Annotated in this window: 2 protein-coding genes (1 of these 2 running past the window's edge); both read left to right on the forward strand. The window is 63.5% G+C overall.

Annotation, left to right across the window (positions count from 1 at the left end; translation table 11 throughout):
* Entirely contained in the window at window positions 1-12348 is a 12348-nt protein-coding gene (locus tag F8N12_RS21980) for a non-ribosomal peptide synthase/polyketide synthase (RefSeq protein WP_150582266.1), read from the forward strand.
* Window positions 12348-20584, forward strand: the 5' portion of a protein-coding gene (locus F8N12_RS21985) for a non-ribosomal peptide synthase/polyketide synthase (protein WP_150582267.1). Its footprint extends 5332 nt past the window's final position; 8237 of the gene's 13569 nt are visible here — the first part of the coding sequence; it begins with the start codon at window positions 12348-12350; the stop codon falls past the right edge of the window. Before F8N12_RS21980 ends, F8N12_RS21985 begins: the two co-directional genes overlap by 1 nt.

Here is a 20584-nt window from a genome sequence, read left to right on the forward strand (position 1 = left end):
ATGAATGCTGAAGACTCCTTGAAACTTGCTCGCCGGTTTATCGGGTTGCCCCTGGAAAAGCGCCAGATGTTCCTCGCGGCCTTGCACAAGGAGGGCGTGGATTTCGCCCGTTTTCCGATTCCTCAAGGCGTCGAGGCCGGGGATCGTCACGCACTGTCCTACGCGCAGCAACGCATGTGGTTTCTGTGGCAGATGGACCCGCACAGTGGCGCCTACAACTTGCCGGGTGCCGTGCGCCTTGCGGGTCGTTTGAACCACTCGGCGCTGGAGCAGGCGTTCGCCAGTCTGGTGGCGCGTCACGAAACCTTGCGCACGGTTTTTCAGCGCCAGCCCGACGAAAGCCTGCTTCAAGTGGCAGCCAGCACGCCGCTGCAGATCGGGCAGGTCGACTTCAGCGCGCTGCCGGTCGCCGGGCGTGAACACGCGGTGGCCGACGCGGCGCAACAGCAATCACTGCGGCCCTTCGATCTGGCGCTCGGACCGCTGTTGCGCGTGCAATTGCTCAAGCTGGCCGAGCAGGAACATGTGCTGCTGCTGACCCTGCATCACATCGTGTCTGACGGCTGGTCGATGAACGTGCTGATCGATGAATTCATCCGCTGCTACGACGCTCACGATGCCGGGCAACAACCGCAGCTGGCCGCGCTGCCGATCCAGTACAGCGACTACGCCCTGTGGCAGCGGCGCTGGCTGGAGGCCGGCGAGCAGGCGCGGCAACTCGAGTACTGGCAGGCAACCCTGGGCGACGAGCATCCGGTGCTGGAGCTGCCCACCGACCATGCGCGTCCGGCAATGCCGAGCTACCGCGGCACGCGCCATGAATTCGGCATCGACGCTGCGCTCGCCGGGAAATTGCGCAGCACTGCCCAGCAGCACAACGTCACCCTGTTCATGTTGCTGCTCGGCGCCTTCAATGTGCTGTTGCACCGCTACACCGGGCAGACGGACATCCGCGTCGGCGTGCCGATTGCCAACCGCAATCGCGGCGAAACCGAAGGTTTGATCGGCTTCTTCGTCAACACTCAGGTACTGCGCACGCAACTCGATGGTCAGACCCGCGTGGCTGATCTGCTCGGCGCCATCAAGGAAACGGCGCTTGGTGCCCAGTCGCACCAGGACCTGCCATTCGAGCGCCTGGTGGAAGCGCTGAAACTTGAACGCAGCCTCAGCCATACGCCGCTGTTCCAGGTGATGTACAACCACCAGCCGCAGGTGGCCGATATTTCCACAGTCACCACCGCATCCGGTCTGCAACTGGGCGCCATTGAGTGGGAAGGACGCACCACGCAGTTCGACCTGACGCTGGATACCTACGAAAAGGCCGGCACCTTGCACGCCGCGCTGACCTACGCCAATGACCTGTTCGACGGCTCGACCGTCGCACGCATGGCGCAGCACTGGACGCGCTTGCTGGAGGCGATTGTCGCGGATTCGAATCAGCGCGTCGGCGAACTGGCGATGCTTGCCAGTGCTGATCAGCACAGGCTGGTGCATGACTGGAACGACACCGCCGAGACCTACCCGGTCGATCAGTGCATTCATCAACTGATCCATGCGCAAGTCATGCGCACTCCGAACGCGCCGGCGCTTTTATTCGACGACCAACAGCTGACTTATGCACAGCTCGAAGCGCGCAGCAATCAATGGGCTCATTACCTGCGCGAGCACGGTGTCGGCCCCGATGTGCTGGTGGGGATCGCCGTCGAGCGTTCGCTGGAAATGGTCATCGGCCTGTTGGCGATTCTCAAAGCCGGTGGTGCCTACGTGCCGCTGGACCCGGAGTACCCGGCCGAGCGTCTGGCCTACATGATCGAAGACAGTGCGATCAGCCTGTTGCTCACCCAGCGTGCGCTGCTGGGCTCGCTGCCGAGCGCTGGCATCAAGGTCATTGCGCTGGATCAGGACGAGCACTGGCTGGACGTTTACAGCGACGCGTGCCCGCCGGTGTCGACGCAGCCGTTGAACCTTGCGTATGTGATTTACACCTCTGGCTCCACCGGCAAGCCCAAAGGTGCCGGCAACAGCCACGCGGCACTGGTCAACCGGCTGTGCTGGATGCAACAGGCGTACGGCCTCGATAGCAGCGATTCGGTGCTGCAAAAAACTCCGTTCAGTTTTGATGTATCGGTCTGGGAGTTCTTCTGGCCCTTGATGACTGGTGCGCGTCTGGTGGTCGCGGCGCCCGGCGCACATCGTGAACCGGCACAGCTGATCAGCCTGATCAACGACTGCGCAATCAGCACCGTGCACTTTGTGCCCTCGATGCTCCAGGCGTTCATCCACGAACCCGGCGTTGAAAGCTGCACCAGCCTCAAGCGTATCGTCTGCAGCGGCGAAGCCTTGCCGCTGGATGCGCAACTGCAGGTATTCGGCAAACTGCCGGCGGCCGGGTTGTACAACTTGTATGGGCCGACCGAAGCGGCCATCGACGTGACGCATTGGACCTGCGTTGACGAGGGCGCCGACAGCGTGCCCATTGGCCGCCCTATTGCCAACCTGCGCACCTTCGTCCTGGACGCGCAGTTGTCGCCGGTGCCGGCAGGCGTGGCGGGGGAGTTGTACCTCGGTGGTGCCGGGCTGGCGCGCAGTTATCACCGTCGTCCGGGGCTCACGGCCGAGCGCTTTGTGCCATGCCCGTTTCATCAAGGCGCACGCCTTTATCGCACAGGCGACCGTGTGCGCCAGCGCGCCGATGGGGTGATCGAATACCTCGGTCGTCTCGATCATCAGGTCAAGTTGCGCGGGTTGCGGATTGAACTGGGCGAGATCGAAACCCGCCTGACGCAACACCCGCTGGTGCGCGAAGCCGTGGTGCTGGTGCAGGGTGGCAAACATCTGGTGGCGTACATCGTGCTGCAAAACGTCGAGGTGCAATGGCCGCAAACCCTCAAGGCCTGGCTGCTCAGTAGCCTGCCGGAATACATGGTGCCCACCTGCCTGATCCCGCTGGATGCCTTGCCGGTCACGGCCAACGGCAAACTCGATCGCATGGCCCTGCCGCAACCGGAAGCGGCGGCGCAGCAAGCGTTCGTCGCGCCGCAGGATGCGATGCAGACGGTGCTGGCGCAGATCTGGCAAGACGTTCTCGGTCTGGAGCGCGTGGGCCTCAATGACAATTTTTTTGAGCTGGGCGGCGATTCGATCATTTCGATTCAGGTGGTCAGCCGCGCGCGTCAGTCCGGCATCCGCGTGAGCCCGCGCGACCTGTTCCAGTACCAGACTGTGCGCAGCCTCGCGTTGGTAGCAGCGTTCGATGATCAAAGCTGCATCGACCAAGGTCCGGTCAGCGGTGAAGTGATGCTCACGCCGGTTCAGCACTATTTTTTCGAGCAAGCCATCGCGCAACCGCAGCACTGGAATCAATCCCTTTTACTGACCCCGCGCACGCCGCTCAAGCCTGAAGCGCTGGAGTCCGCGCTGGTCGCCGTGCTCAATCATCACGACGCCTTGCGCCTGCGCTTCACCGCAGGCGTTGACGGCTGGCAGCAACACTACGCCGCCCCCGTCGATACGTCCGGGTTGTGGCAGCGTCACGCATTGTCGGCCGAAGCACTCATGACGCTGTGCGACGAGGCGCAACGCAGTCTGAATCTGGCGAACGGGCCGTTACTGCGTGCGTTACTGGTCAGCCTCGATGACGGCACCCAGCGCCTGTTGCTGGTTATCCATCATTTGGCCGTGGATGGCGTGTCGTGGCGCGTGCTGCTCGAAGATCTCCAGCACGCCTATGGGCAACTCGAACGCGGCAACGCCGTCGAGTTACGCGGGAAGACCAGCGCTTATCAAACCTGGGCGGCGCGTTTGCCGGAGCATGCGCGCACGCTGCACACGCAACTGCCGTACTGGCAAGCGCAAGCGGCCGACGCGCGCGATTTGCCGTGTGCAAACCCGCTGGGCAGTCTGCAAAACCGCCACGGGCAAAAAATCGAAACGAAACTGGACGCCGGATTGACTCGCCAGCTGCTGCACGCAGCCCCGGCGGCCTATCGCACGCAGGTCAACGACTTACTCCTGACCGCGCTGGCGCGGGTGATCTGCCGTTGGACCGGGCACGATTCGACGCTGATCCTGCTCGAAGGCCATGGCCGCGAAGACCTGTTCCAAGAGGTCGATTTGACCCGTACGGTGGGGTGGTTCACCAGCCTGTTCCCGGTGCGTTTGCAACCACAATCCGAGGCTGCCGACTCGATCAAATCGATCAAGGAACAACTGCGCGCCGTTCCCGACAAAGGCCTCGGCTACGGCCTGTTGCGCTACCTCGGCGAGCCGGCTCAGCGCGAATTGCTCGCCGGCCTGCCAGCACCGCAAATCACCTTCAACTACCTCGGTCAGTTCGACCGTCAGTTCGATGAAGACGCGCTCTTCGTGCCGGCGGCGGAAAGTGCTGGACAGGCCCAGGCAGACGACGCGCCGCTGGCCAACCGGCTGACCCTGGAAAGCCAGGTCTACGGCGGTCAACTGTCGCTGCAATGGGGCTTCAGTCGCGAGATGTTCGCCGACTCCACCGTGCGGCAACTGGCCGACGCCTACGCAGAAGAACTCACAGCTCTGATCGAACATTGCTGCGCGACGCCGGCGGGCCAGGCCACGCCGTCAGACTTCCCGCTGGCGCGCCTCACTCAGGCGCAACTCGATGGATTGCCAGTCGCGGTCGGACAGCTCGACGACCTTTATCCGCTGTCGCCGATGCAGCAGGGCCTGTTGTTCCACACCCTGTATGAACAAGCGGCGGGCGAGTACGTCAACCAGTTGCGGGTCGGCGTGCAAGGTATCGATCCCGAGCGTTTCCGTGCGGCGTGGCAGGCGACTGTCGATACGCAGGACATTCTGCGCAGCGGGTTTGTCTGGCAGGGCGAGCTTGAACAGCCCATCCAGATCGTCCACAAGCAGGTGCAGTTGCCATTCAGCGTGCTCGACTGGCGCGGACGCTGCAACATGGCTCAGGCGCTGAGCGAATTGGCCGATGCGGAACGCCAACAGGGTTTCGATCTCAGTCGAGCACCGTTGCTGCGCCTGGTGCTGGTGCAGACTGCCGAGAATGCCTGGCATCTGGTCTACACCCATCACCACATTCTGCTGGATGGCTGGAGCAATTCGCAGGTGCTCGGCGAAGTGTTGCAACGTTACAGCGGCCACACCCCGCCGAACGCGGGCGGGCGCTATGCCGATTACATCGGCTGGCTGCAACGCCAGGATGCGCAGGCAAGCGAGGATTTCTGGCGCGAGCAACTGGGGCCACTGCAAGAGCCGACGCGACTGGCCCAAGTGCTGGCCGGCAACGCCACACTGAGCGGTCACGGCGATTACGTTCAGACCTTTGATCCAAGTTTTACGCAAATCCTTGAGGCGTTCGCGCGGCAGCAGAAAGTCACCCTCAACACCTTTGTGCAAGCGGCGTGGCTGCTGTTAATGCAGCGTTATACCGGGCACGAGACCGTGGCATTCGGCGCAACGGTCGCCGGGCGTCCGGCGGACTTGCCCGGCATCGAGCAACAGGTCGGTCTGTTCATCAACACCTTGCCGGTCATCGGCACGCCGCGTGCGGACCAGAGCGTTTCTGCCTGGCTGCAAACAGTGCAAGGGCAAAACCTTGGCCTGCGTGACTTCGAGCACACACCGCTGGCGGATATTCAGCGCTGGGCCGGGCAGAGCGGCGAGGCGTTGTTCGACAACATTCTGGTGTTCGAGAACTACCCGATTGCCCATGCGTTGCTGCAAGGTTCAGAGCAAGGCGTGGTGTTTGGGGAAGTGGCCAACCTTGAACAGACCCATTACCCGCTGAGCGTGGCAGTCACACTGGGCGAAACCCTGGCCGTGCATTACAGCTTCGACCAGTCACTGTTCGCGCAGTCGGCCATCGAGCAAATCGCCGCGCACCTGAGGCATTTCCTACAGCAATTCAGTGAATCCGCCGAACGTTGCCTGGGCGAGATTGCCATGACCAGCGCCGCAGAAGTGGCGCGGCAAACCGCCGCCAACCAGCCACAGCCGTACCCGGTCAACGTCGCGGTGCACCGGCGCATCGCCGAACTGGCAGCACAGCGGCCCGAGCGCACGGCGGTGATTTTTGCCGGTGAACACTTCAGCTACGGCACCATCGATCGGCGCGCCAACCAATTGGCCCACGCCCTGATCGCTCGCGGAGTCGGCCCGGAAATCCGCGTCGGTGTGGCGTTGCCGCGCAGTGAAGGCGTGATCGTCGCGCTACTGGCGGTGCTCAAGGCCGGTGGCGCGTATGTGCCGCTGGACACCAGTTACCCGCGCGAACGGCTGGCCTATCTGATCGAGGATTGCGGATTATCGCTGCTGCTGACCGACTCGTCGGTGGTGGCGCAACTGCCGGTGCCGGGCTCGGTGTCGTTGCTCGAACTGGATCGAGTCGACCTCGACGACCAGCCACAGAGCGCGCCGCAGGTACAGCTCGATCCGCAGAACCTCGCTTACGTCATTTACACCTCGGGCTCCACTGGCAACCCGAAAGGGGTGAGCGTGGCGCACGGGCCGTTGGCGATGCATTGCCAGGCGATCGGCGAGCGCTACGAAATGCGTGACAGCGACTGCGAATTCCACTTCATGTCCTTCGCTTTCGACGGTGCCCACGAACGCTGGCTGACCAGCCTGACCCACGGCGCGTCGCTGCTCATCCGCGACGACAGCCTGTGGACCCCGGAACAGACCTACAACGCCATGCGCGACCACGCGGTGACGGTGGTGGCGTTCCCGCCGGTGTACCTGCAGCAACTGGCCGAACACGCCGAGCGCGAAGGCAACCCGCCGAAGGTGCGCGTCTACTGCTTCGGTGGCGATGCGGTGCCGGCGGCCAGTTTCGAACGGGTCAAGCGTGCGCTCGATCCCGACTACATCATCAACGGCTACGGCCCGACCGAAACCGTGGTCACGCCGCTGATCTGGAAGGCCGGCCGCGAGGTGCCGTGCGGTGCCGCGTACGCACCAATCGGCAGCCGCATCGGCGACCGCAGCGCCTACGTGCTCGATGCCGATCTGAACCTGGTGCCACAAGGCATGGCCGGTGAGTTGTACCTCGGCGGCAGCGGGCTGGCGCGGGGTTACCTGAACCGCCCGGGACTGACCGCCGAGCGTTTTGTCGCCGATCCGTTCAGCCACAGCGGTGGGCTGCTGTACCGCACCGGTGACCTGGTGCGCCAGCGCGTCGACGGCACCTTCGACTACCTGGACCGCATCGACAACCAAGTAAAAATCCGCGGTTTCCGGATCGAACTGGGCGAGATCGAAGCGCGCCTGCAAGCCTTGATCGGGGTTCGCGAAGCCGTGGTGGTTGCGCAGGAAGGCAGCGCCGGCAGTGGCAAGCGACTGGTGGCGTATGTGGTCGCCGACGCAGTGAATACCGTGAGCACCACGTTCGCCGAGTCGTTGCGTGAGCAGCTCAAGGCCGCGCTGCCCGCGCACATGGTGCCGGCGTATTTGCTGGTGCTCGAACGCCTGCCGTTGACGCCCAACGGCAAACTCGATCGCAAGAACCTGCCCATGCCGGACATCAGCCAGTTGCAGCAAAGCTACCTCGCACCGCAAAGCGCGCTGCAACAGCAACTGGCGGCGATCTGGCAGGACGTGCTGAAGCTTCAGCAGGTCGGCTTAAGCGACAACTTTTTCGAGCTGGGCGGTGATTCGATCATTTCCATTCAGGTGGTCAGCCGCGCGCGTCAACTCGGCATTCGCTTCACCCCCAAAGACCTGTTTCAACACCAGACAGTTCAGACGCTGGCGCGGGTGGCGCGGGTCGGCGAACAGCTGCAACGGGTCGATCAAGGGCCGGTGACCGGCGAGCTGGCGCTATTGCCAGTGCAGCAGGTGTTTTTCGCGCAGGCAATTCCCGAGCGTCAACACTGGAACCAGGCGGTGATGCTCAAACCGACGCAAACCCTGGCCGCTGACATTTTGGAGCAGGCGCTCGGCGCGCTGGTCGCCCACCACGACGGCTTGCGCCTGAGCTTCGTCGAAGGCGCGGCGGGTTGGCAGGCGCGTTACCGCGCGCTGGATAACGCGACGGATGCTCTGGTCCGGTCGGTGGACGTGGCCGATGCCCTGGCACTGGAAGCGATCGCCAATGCCGCGCAACGCAGCCTCGATCTGCGGCAAGGGCCGCTGTTGCGGGCGCTGCTGGCCAACCTCGACGATGGCAGTCAACGGCTGCTGCTGATCGTCCATCATCTTGTCGTAGACGGCGTGTCGTGGCGGATTCTGTTTGACGACCTGCAAAGCGCCTATCGACAATTTTCCGCAGGCGAGCCGCTGCAGTTGCCAGCGAAAACCAGTGCGGCCAAAGTCTGGGCCGAGCGTCTGCAAACCTATGCACGCAGTGCGCCCTTGCAGGCGGAACTGGCCGATTGGCAACAGCGCTTGCAGGGCCCCGACGTGGCCTTGCCGCTGGACAATCCTGGCGGTGGCCTGCAGAACAAGCATGCGCTGACCGTGCGCACGCGCCTGGACCGCGACCTTACCCGCCAACTGCTGCAAGACGCGCCAGCGGCCTATCGCACGCAGGTCAACGACTTACTGCTGACCGCGCTGGCGCGGGTCATCACACGCTGGACCGGCGCCGACAGCGCGTTGGTTCAATTGGAAGGCCATGGCCGCGAGGAGCTGTTTGACGACGTCGATCTGACGCGCACGGTGGGCTGGTTCACCAGCCTCTACCCGGCGCGATTGACCCCGACGGCGGACCTCGCCGGTTCGCTGAAACAGATCAAGGAACAGCTGCGCGCCGTCCCCAATAAAGGCATTGGTTTTGGCGCACTGGCGCATTTGGGCAACGACAACGCAAGGGCCACGCTTGGCCAGTTGCCGGTGCCGCGCATGACTTTCAATTATCTGGGCCAGTTCGACGGCAGCTTCGCCGACACGGCGGGCGCGTTGTTCCTGCCGTCCGCTGAAGCGGCCGGGGACGAACTGGACGCCGAAGCGCCGCTGGCCAACCACTTGGCGCTCAATGGCCAGGTCTATGGCGGCGAGCTCGATCTGGGCTGGACCTTCAGCCGGGAAATGTTCCATGCACAGACCATTCAGCGTCTGGCCGACGCCTACGCAGACGAACTCAAAGCGCTGATCAGCCACTGCTGCGAGGTCGGACGACACGGCATCACGCCATCGGATTTCCCGCTGGCGCATTTGACTCAGGCGCAACTGGACGAGCTGCCGCTGCCGGCACAGCTGATCGAAGACATTTACCCGCTGTCGCCGATGCAGCAGGGCATGCTGTTCCATGCGGTGTACGAAGAGGCCAGCAGCGATTACATCAACCAGATGCGCCTGGACGTCGAAGGCCTTGATCCCGAGCGCTTTCATCAAGCCTGGCAAGCGGCGGTCGTCGCCCACGATATTTTGCGCACGCGCTTCATCTGGCAGGGCGCCTTGCAAACCCCGGTGCAAGTGGTCAGCAAAACCGCGCCGATGCCCTGCAGCCTGCACGACTTGCGCGCGCATCCGCAGCCGGAGCATGCCCTGCAGGCCCTCGCCGACAGCGAGCGGCAACAACTGCAGCTGAGTGATGCAAGCCTGTTGCGCCTGGTGATCGTGCGCCTTGCTGAGCAGCGTTATCACCTGATCTACACCAACCACCACATTCTCATGGACGGCTGGAGTAACTCGCAGTTGCTCGGCGAAGTGCTGCAGCGCTACAGCGGTGAATTCAATGCGCCGATCACGGGTCGCTATCGCGATTACATCGACTGGCTGCAACGCCAGGATGCCGCTGCCAGCGAAGCCTTCTGGACGCCGGCCCTGCGCGAGCTGGAGGAGCCGACGCGCCTGGCGCAAACCGTTCCGTCGCCGTCAGTAGGCGCCGAAGGTTATGGCGATTACTTCCAGGTACTGGACACCGAACTGACCGCACGCCTGAGCGAATTCGCGCGGTCTTCGAAAGTCACGCTCAACACCCTGGTGCAGGCGGCGTGGTTGTTGTTGCTGCAACGCTACAGCGGCAAAGACACCGTGGCGTTCGGTGCGACCGTGGCCGGGCGGCCGGCAGAATTGCCGGGCGTGGAGCAGCAAATCGGTCTGTTCATCAACACGCTGCCGGTGATCGCCACCCCGCGCGCGCAGCAGTCCCTCGACAGCTGGCTGCAAGCGGTGCAGGCGCAAAATGTGGCCCTGCGCGAATTCGAGCACACGCCTTTGTTCGATATACAGCGGTGGGCCGGGCAGGGCGGTGAACCATTGTTCGACAGCCTGCTGGTGTTCGAGAACTACCCAATCGCCCAGGCGCTGGAGCAGGGCGCGCCGCAAGGGCTGCGGTTCGGCCCGGTGGCCAGCCGCGAACAGACCAACTACCCGCTGACCCTGCTGGTCGCTCTGGAGCGTGAGCTGACCTTGCATTTCAGTTATCAGCGCAGCCATTTCGCAGCGGCGACCGTGACGCAACTGGCAACCCATCTGCAACATCTGTTGAGTCAGATGCTGGAGGGGGGTGAGCGCTGCCTCGCGGACCTGGTGCTGCTGGATCAGGCCGAGCACCAGCGCATCGTCCATGACTGGAATCGCCGCGATGAGGGCTTTGCCGACACGCTGTGCATCCATCAATTGATCGCCCGCCAGGTCGCGGAGACGCCGGATGCGCGGGCGGTGATGTTTGGCACGCGGCACCTCAGTTACGCCGAGCTCGACGCGCAGGCCAACCGCCTGGCGCACAGGTTGGTCGAGGCTGGCGTAGGTCCGGAAGTGCGCGTCGGCGTGGCGATGCAGCGTTCCGAACAGTTGCTGGTCGCCCTGCTGGCGGTGCTCAAGGCCGGCGGCGCCTATGTGCCGCTGGACCCGCAATACCCGGCCGAGCGGGTTGCCTACATGCTCGAAGACAGCCGCGCGTTACTGTTGCTGACCGAACAGGCAGTCGTCGCGCACTTGCAGATTGCGAGTGACATGCAAGTGCTGCTGCTGGATACCGCAGGCGCCTGGGCGACTTATCCGGACCACGCGCCACTGACTCGGGTGACCCCGGACAACCTCGCCTACGTGATTTACACCTCCGGTTCCACCGGCCAACCGAAGGGCGTGGCGATCGCACACCGCAACGTACTGGCGCTGATCGACTGGTCGCAATCGGTCTACAGTCGCGACGATATTCAAGGCGTGCTGGCCTCGACGTCGGTGTGCTTCGACCTGTCGGTGTGGGAGCTGTTTGTCACGCTGGCCAACGGTGGCTCGCTGATTATCGCCCGCAATGCGCTGGAGTTGCCGCAGCTGCCGGCGCGCGATCAGGTGCGTTTGATCAACACCGTGCCGTCGGCCATCAACGCCTTGCAAGGTGCCGGGCAGATCCCGCCGAGTGTGCGCATCATCAACCTCGCTGGCGAGCCACTCAAGCAGGCGTTGGTGGAGACGCTCTACGAACAGCCAACGGTCGAGCACGTTTTCGACCTGTACGGCCCATCCGAAGACACCACCTATTCAACCTGGACGCGCCGCGCCGCCGGTGGTTCGGCAAACATCGGCCGGCCGCTGGAACACAGCGCCGGTTACCTGCTGGATGCCGACCTGCAACCAGTGCCGCAAGGCGTTTCAGCCGAGCTGTACCTGGCCGGTGCGGGCATCACCCGTGGCTACCTGAATCGTCCGGCGATGACCGCCGAGCGCTATGTGCCGAACCCGTTCGCGAGCAACGGCGAACGCCTGTACCGCAGCGGCGACCTTGCGCGTTATCAGGCCGGGGGCGTGCTCGAATATCGCGGCCGCATCGACCATCAAGTGAAGATCCGCGGCTTGCGCATCGAGCTGAGTGAAATCGAAGCGCGGCTGCTGCAAGTGCCGATGGTCAGTGACGCGGCGGTGCTGGCTCAGGAAGCCCTTGGTACTCAGCAACTGGTGGCCTACGTGGTTGCGCCGGACCTGGCGCTCGACGATGACCAGGCTCGGCGGCGCTTGCGCGATCAGCTAAAGGCGCAGCTTCAGCAAAGCCTGCCCGAGTACATGGTGCCGGCGCATTGGCTGTTCATCGCGCAGTTGCCATTGACGCCTAACGGCAAGCTCGACCGCAAGGCGCTGCCGGCGGTGGATGTCAGCCGGATGCAGGCCCGCTATGTCGCCCCGGCCAGCGAGCTCGAACAGCAGGTGGCGGCGATCTGGGCGCAAGTGCTGATGGTTGAGCAGGTTGGCGTGTACGACCACTTCTTCGAGCTCGGCGGTCACTCGCTGCTGGCGGTGAATGTGGTGTCGCGGCTGCAACTGGAGTTGGGGCTGAAACTGACCCCGCAACTGATTTTTCAGCACCCCGTGCTGGCGGATTTCGTCGCGCGACTCGACCGCGACGGCGGCGCCATCAACGAACAGAAACTCAACAAGCTGGAAAGCCTGCTTGACGAAATGGAGGAAGTCTAATGGACAAGAGTGTTGCTTTGAGAATTGCCAAGCGCTTTATCACTCTGCCGCTGGACAAGCGCACGTTGTACCTGCAAAAGATGCTCGAAGAGGGCGTCTCGCCGGCGAACCTGCCGATTCCGGAGGTCAAGTCCGGGTTTGATTCGATCCCGCTGTCCTATGCCCAGGAACGCCAGTGGTTCCTCTGGCAGATGGACCCGCACAGCACCGCGTATCACTTGCCCAACGCGTTGCGCCTCAAAGGCGAGCTGGATGTGGCTGCGCTGGAACGCAGCTTCAATGCGCTGGTGGCACGTCACGACAGCTTGCGCACGACGTTCACCGAGCAGGACGAAAAAACCGTCCAGATCATCCACCGGCAGATGCCGATCAGCATCAATGAGCAAACTCTCGACGCGGGGCTCGATCCGGCGTTACAGGATGAGCGGATCAAGGCGTTTGTCGAGCAGCAAACCCATCGGGCCTTTGACTTGCAGCACGGGCCGCTGCTGCGGGTGTCGCTGCTCAAGGTCGCGGCCGACGACCACGTCCTGGCGCTGATCCAGCACCACATCATCTCCGATGGCTGGTCGATGCAGGTAATGGTCAAGGAATTGATCCAGCACTACGTCGCACAGACTTCCGGCCAGCCTTTGAATCTGCCCGAGCTGACGGTGCAATACGCCGACTACGCGATCTGGCAGCGGCACTGGCTCGAAGCCGGCGAGCGCGAGCGTCAACTGGCTTACTGGACCGACACCCTGGGCAGTGAGCACAGCATTCTGCAGCTGCCGATCGATCATCCGCGCCCGGCTGTGCAAAGCTTTCGCGGCGCACGCCTCGACCTGAACCTGCCGCCGGCGCTGGCAACTTCGCTCAAGCAACTGGCGCAACGCGAAGGCGCCAGTGTGTTCATGGTCCTGTTGGCCTCGTTTCAGGCCTTGCTGCATCGCTACAGCGGCCAGGCGGACATCCGCGTCGGCGTGCCGGTGGCCAACCGCAATCGGGTGGAAACCGAAGGTCTGATCGGCTTTTTCGTTAACACCCAGGTGCTCAGTTCACGGGTTCACGGGCAGCTGCCGTTCACGCAATTGCTGGCGCAGGTCAGGCAATCAGCACTGGCTGCTCAGGATCATCAGGATTTGCCGTTCGAGCAGCTGATCGAAGCGTTGCAACCGGAGCGCAGCCTGAGTCACAGCCCGGTGTTTCAGGTGATGTACAACCACCAGGCGCTGGACGACCAGACCCGCCAGCAGAGCCGCGTGCAGCTGCCGCAGTTGGACGTGGAAAGCATCGTCTGGGCAGGGCGCACGGCGCAATTGGATCTGACGCTGGGCACCTACGAATCGAGCGACGGGTTGTCGGCCGAGCTGACCTACGCCACGGACCTGTTCGAGCCGGCGACCATCGAGCGTCTGGCGCGGCATTGGCAAAACCTGCTGCAAGGCATCGTCGCAGATCCAGGCCGGCGTATCGGCGAACTGCCGCTGCTCGACCGTGGCGAGCAGAGTGAAATGCTGCAGGATTGGCACCGCGTGATCGAGCGCAGCGCGCAGGCACCGTGCGTGCACCAGCGCATTGCCGCGCAGGCCGAACGTACGCCGGAGGCCATCGCGCTGATTGTCGGTGAGCAACGCCTGACCTACGCGCAGCTGGACGCTCGCGCCAATCAGCTCGCACACAAACTTGTCGATGCGGGCGTCGGCCCGGATCGGCTGGTTGGAATTGCGGTCGAGCGCAGCGTGGAAATGATCGTCGGCCTGCTGGCGATCCTCAAGGCTGGCGGCGCGTATGTGCCGCTCGATCCGGCGTATCCCGAAGATCGCCTGGCCTACATGATTGAAGACAGCGGCCTCACGCTGTTGCTGACCCAGTCGCATCTGCAGGCGCAGTTACCGATTCCGGTCGGCCTCGACACGCTGTTGCTCGATCAGCCGCCAGCGTGGCTGGCGGGGTATCCGCAGACGTGCCCGGCGCTGACGCTGGACGGCGAACACCTGGCGTACGTGATCTACACGTCGGGCTCGACCGGCAAGCCGAAAGGCGTGATGGTGCGTCATGCCGGGCTGAGCAATTTCGTCGATAGCATGATCGATCAGCCAGGCCTGAACGCCACGGACCGCATGCTCTCGCTGACCACGTTCTCGTTCGATATTTTCGGCCTGGAAATCTACGCTCCGCTGCTGGCCGGTGCCAGCGTGGTGCTGACCGGCAAGGACGAGCATCAAGACCCGCATGCCGTGCTCGAACTGATCGAGCGCCACGACGTGACGGTGCTGCAAGCGACGCCCTCGACCTGGCGCATGCTGCTCGACAGCGAGCAGGCCGCGACCCTCGCCGGGCGCACGTTCCTGTGTGGTGGCGAGGCGCTGCCGCAAGCACTCGCCCGGCGCCTGCTCGCGCTGTCGCCGAAGGTATGGAATTTGTATGGCCCGACCGAGACCACCATCTGGTCGGCGCTGCATCCGTTGACGCAAACGCAGGCTCAGCCGTACCTCGGTAAACCAATCGACAACACCGCGCTGTACATTCTGGGCAGTGATCTGCAACTCAATCCCCCGGGCGCAGCGGGTGAGCTACTGATCGGCGGCGAAGGTCTGGCGCGCGGTTATTTCCAGCGCCCGGCCTTGACCGCCGAACGTTTCGTGCCGGATCCGTTCTCGGCGAACGGCGGGCGTTTGTACCGCACCGGCGACCTGACCCGTTACCGTGCCGAGGGCGTGATCGAGTACGTCGGCCGGATCGACCATCAAGTGAAAATCCATGGGTTTCGTATCGAACTCGGCGAGATCGAAGCACGCCTGCTGGCACTCGATAGCGTCCGTGAAACCGTGGTCGCGGCGCAGGATGGCGCGACCGGACCGCAACTTGTGGCTTATGTGGTGGCGGGCGCCGTTCATGATGATGAAGCTGTGCTGCGCGCCGCGCTCAAGGCCAGCCTCAAGGCCGGGTTGCCGGAATACATGGTGCCCGCGCACCTGTTGTTCCTCGCGCAGTTGCCGTTGACCCCCAACGGCAAGATCGACCGCAAGGCTTTGCCGGCGCCCGACGCCAGCCTGCTGCAATCAACCTACATCGCGCCGCAAACCGCCACTCAGCACAAAGTCGCCGAGATCTGGCAAGCGGTGCTCAAGCTCGAACAGGTCGGGCTGGGGGACAACTTCTTCGAACTGGGCGGTCACTCCTTGCTGGTCACCCAAGTGATTTCCCGTGTGCGTCAGGCTTTGAATGTGCAGGTGCCGCTGCGCACGCTGTTCGAGCACAGCACTCTGGAGGATTTCGTCGCTGCGCTGGACGTCGCCCCGGCACACGCCGACCCGGCGCTGGTGGCGCTGCCACGTCAGGGACCGATGGCGTTGTCGTATGCGCAGGAACGCCAGTGGTTTCTCTGGCAACTGGAGCCGACCAGCAACGCCTACCATGTGCCTGCGGCGTTGCGCCTGCGCGGCAGCCTCGATCTCGCGGCGTTGCAACGCAGCTTCGATACCTTGATCGGCCGCCACGAATCGCTGCGCACTCGCTTCATTCAACGGGACGAACAGACCTTGCAGCAGATCGATGCGCCGGCGCCGCTGGCGCTTGTCGTGCAGGCCTGTGCGGACGGGCTCGATGCCGAGCGCCTGAAGGCGTTGGTCGCCGAGGAGACCCTGACGCTGTTCGATCTGCAGCAAGGCCCGCTGTTGCGGGTCAGGTTGCTCAAGCTGGCCGCCGACGACCATGTGCTGGTGCTGACGCTGCACCACATTGTCTCCGATGGCTGGTCGATGCAAGTGATGGTCGATGAGCTGATCGAGCTCTACACGGGTTTCAGCGCAGGGCAACCGCGGCAATTGCCACCCCTCCCTGTGCAGTACGCCGACTACGCCGTGTGGCAGCGGCAGTGGATGGACGGCGGTGAGCGGGAGCGGCAACTGGCTTATTGGACCGCACACCTGGGTGGCGAGCAGCCGTTGCTGGAACTGCCGGCAGACCGTCCACGTCCGGCCGAGCAAAGTTATCGCGGCGCGCGTCAGGACATCCCGCTGAGCGCGGAACTGACGCATGCCTTGAAGCACCTTGCGCAGCGGGAAAACGTCACACTCTTCGCGCTGTTGCTGGCCTCGTTGCAGACCTTGCTGCACCGCTACAGCGGCCAGGCCGACATTCGTGTCGGCGTGCCGGTGGCGAACCGCAACCGCCTGGAGACCGAAAATTTGATCGGCTTCTTCGTCAACACCCAGGTGCTCAAGGCCGAGATCGACAGCCAGCAAACCTTCCGCGACCTGTTGCAGCAGGTCAAAAACACCGTGCTCGGCGCTCAGGCGCATCAGGACCTGCCGTTCGAGCAATTGGTCGATGCCCTGCAACCGGAGCGCAGCCTCAGCCACAGTCCTTTGTTCCAGGTGATGCACAACCACCAGAGTCAGGCGCGGCAAGCGCGGAGCGCGGCGCGTCTGCCGCACCTGCAGATCGACGGGCTGACCTGGGCGTCGCACACAGCCAAGTTCGACCTGACCCTGGACACCTTTGAATCGGCCGATAACGTCTGGGCCGAACTGACCTACGCCACCGACCTGTTCGACGCCGCAACCATGGCGCGCATGGCCGCGCATTGGACGAATCTGCTGACGGCCATCGTTGCTGATTGCGGCCAGCGCATCGCCGAGTTGCCGTTGCAGGACCACGCCGAGCGCCAGGCCACGCTGTTGCAGTGGAACCCGGCCGTGGCCGATTTCCCGAGCGAGCAGTGCCTGCATCAGTTGATCGAAGCCCAGGCCCTGAAAACGCCCGACGCCATTGCCGTCACCTGCGGTGACCAGCGCCTCAGTTATGCGCAGCTGAACGCCCGGGCCAACCCACTGGCGCATCAGCTGATTGAATGCGGCGTCGGCCCGGACGTGCGCGTCGGCCTTGCGGTCGAGCGCAGCCTCGAGATGCTGGTGGGACTGCTGGCGATCCTCAAGGCCGGTGGCGCCTATGTGCCGCTGGACCCGTCCTATCCCGAGGAACGCCTGGCCTACATGATCAGCGACAGCGGGATCGGCCTGCTGTTGACCCAGAGCCATCTGCTCGTTCGGCTGCCAGTGCCGGACTCGGTGCGCAGCCTGACGCTCAGTCATGAAAACGCTGGCCTCGAGGGCTACAGCGACGCCAATCCACAGGTGCGCATGAGTCCAGACAACCTCGCTTACGTCATCTACACCTCCGGCTCCACCGGTCAACCGAAGGGCACCTTGCTCGCCCATCACAACGTAGTGCGTCTGTTTGAAGCAACGCAAGGCTGGTTCGATTTTGGTCCGCAGGATGTCTGGTGCCTGTTCCATTCGTTCGCGTTCGACTTCTCGGTCTGGGAAATTTTCGGCGCGCTGCTGCACGGCGGCAAACTGGTGGTGGTGCCTTACGAAGTCAGCCGTTCGCCGGAAGACTTTTATGCCTTGCTCTGCCGGGAACGCATCAGCGTACTCAATCAGACGCCATCGGCGTTCAAACAGTTGATGCAAGTCGCCTGCGCGCCGGAACATGCCGCGCAGTCGTTGTTCCTGCGTTACGTCGTGTTCGGTGGCGAAGCACTGGAAGTCAGAAATCTGCGCCCCTGGTTCGAGCGATACGGTGACCACGCTCCGCAACTGATCAACATGTACGGCATCACTGAAACCACCGTCCACGTGACCTATCGCCCCTTGACCGTGGCCGACCTGCAAGGGGAGGCGGGCAGCCCGATCGGCGAGCCTATTCCTGACCTGTCGTGGTACTTGCTCGACGCTGATCTGAACCCGGTCGCCAGAGGCTGCATCGGCGAGCTGTACGTGGGGCGCGCAGGTCTGGCACGGGGATATCTGAACCGCGCCGACCTGACGTCACTGCGCTTTATCCCGGACCCTTTCGCAGCGGACGGCGGCCGCCTGTACCGCACCGGGGATCTGGCGCGTTATCGCGCGGACGGCGTCATCGAGTACACCGGGCGCATCGACCATCAAGTAAAAATTCGCGGCTTCCGCATCGAGCTCGGCGAAATCGAAGCTCAGTTGCTGGAGCAGGCTGACGTGAGTCAAGCGGTGGTCCTCGCCCAGCCGGGCCCCAGTGGTCAGCAACTGGTGGCGTGGCTGGTGCCGTCCGACGCGGCATTGCTCGAGGCGAGCCCGACCGAGCAAAGTCAGTGGCGAGACACTGTGCGCGTTGCACTCAAGGAAACCCTGCCGGACCACATGATCCCGGCACACCTGTTGTTGCTGGCGCAGTTGCCATTGACCGGCAACGGCAAACTCAACCGCAGCGCGTTGCCTTCTCCGGACGCCAGCCAGGCACAGCAGGCGTATGAGGCTCCGCAAAGCGATCTTGAACAGCGCATCGCGGCGATCTGGCAAGACGTCCTGAAGCTGCCGCAAGTGGGGCTGCACGACAACTTCTTCGAGCTCGGCGGCGATTCGATCATCTCGATTCAGGTGGTCAGCCGGGCCCGTCAACTGGGGATTCGCCTGAGCCCCAAAGACCTGTTTCAGCATCAGACTGTGCAGCGTCTGGCGCAGGTGGCACAGGTCGGTACCAGCGAATCCGTTGTAGATCAGCAAGCGGTGAGCGGGCCGGCAGTGCTGTTGCCGATCCAGCAGCAGTTCTTCGACGATGACATTCCCGAGCGTCATCACTGGAACCAGTCGGTGCTGCTCAAGCCGCGTGTAGCCCTCGACCCGGAAAAAATCGAGCACGTTCTGCGCGCACTGGTGGTCCATCACGATGCCTTGCGCTTGAGCTTCACCCAACAGAACGAGGGCTGGGCGGCACAGCATCAGCCGATTGAGCCGCCGCAACAGCACTCACTGTTGTGGCAGGAAACGCTCGCCGATGCGTCGGCCCTTGAAGACTTGGGCAACCGTGCCCAGCGCAGCCTGGACCTGCAACACGGCCCACTGCTGCGCGCGGTATTGGCGACCCTGGCCGATGGCAGTCAGCGTCTGTTGCTGGTGATCCATCACCTGGTGGTGGATGGCGTGTCGTGGCGGATCCTGCTGGAAGACCTGCAAAACGCTTATCAGCAATTGCTCGACGGTCGCGCGCTGAGCCTGCCGGCGAAGACCAGCGCTTTCAAGGACTGGAGCGAACATTTGCAGCGCTACGCCAACAGCCCGGCACTGCAACAGGAACTGGCGTACTGGCAAGCCTGCCTGAGTGACGTGCACTCCGACTTGCCGTGCCTGCGCGACGATGCCGGCCAGCAGAATCATCTGCGGGTAAACGCGCAGACGCGTCTCGGCCAGACGCTGACGCGGCAATTGCTGCAAGAAGCGCCGGCGGCCTATCGGACGCAGGTCAACGACCTGTTGCTGACGGCGTTGGCGCGGGTGATCGGTCGCTGGACCGGACAGCCATCGACGCTGATTCAGCTCGAAGGCCACGGCCGCGAAGAACTGTTCGACGGCGTGGACCTGACCCGTACGGTCGGCTGGTTCACCAGCCTGTTCCCGGTGCGCCTGACCGCAGCCGCAGACCCTGGCGACGCGATCAAGCAGATCAAGGAGCAACTGCGTTCGATCCCCAACAAAGGCATCGGCTTCGGTGCCTTGCGTCACCTGGGCGACGAGCAGGTACAGCAATCGCTGCGCGCACTGCCGAGCCCTCGGATCACCTTCAACTACCTCGGCCAGTTCGACGGCAGTTTCGCTGGCGATGACGCCGCGCTCTTCACCCCGGCGCAGGACAATGCCGGGCTCGACCAGAGCCTCGATGCACCCATGGGCAACTGGCTGACCCTCAATGGTCAGGTGTACGGCGGTGAGTTGAGCATCGGCTGGAGTTTCAGTCGCGAACGTTTCGACATTGCGACCATTGAACGCCTGGCTCAAGACTACGCCGCAGAACTTGCCGCGCTGATCGCCCACTGTGTGACCCCGGGCACGCAAGGGCTGACGCCTTCGGACTTCCCGCTGGCCGGCCTGAACCAGGCCCAGCTCGACAGCGTCCCGGTCGCCTCGCGGCAGATTGCGGACATCTATCCGTTGTCGCCCATGCAACAAGGGATGCTGTTCCATTCTCTCTACGAACAGCAGGCCGGCGACTACGTCAATCAGATGTGCGTGGACGTTGAAGGGCTGCACGTCGAACGCTTCCGCCAGGCCTGGCAAGCGGCGGTGGAGGCGCACGAGGTGCTGCGCAGCAGTTTTCTCTGGGACGGTGAGTTCAAGCGTCCTTTGCAGGTGATTCACAAGCAACTGGCTGTGCCGTTCACGTTCCATGACTGGCGCTCCCACAGCGATGTCGCCCTTGCGCTCAGCGAACTGGCGGA

It is taken from the genome of Pseudomonas fluorescens (assembly GCF_902497625.1).
GTDB classification, from domain to species: Bacteria; Pseudomonadota; Gammaproteobacteria; order Pseudomonadales; family Pseudomonadaceae; genus Aquipseudomonas; species Aquipseudomonas fluorescens_BQ.

Excerpts from the sequence above, each read along its gene's own strand:
- F8N12_RS21980 (WP_150582266.1), top strand. The coding sequence starts at position 1 with ATGAATGCTGAAGACTCCTTGAAACTTGCTCGCCGGTTTATCGGGTTG.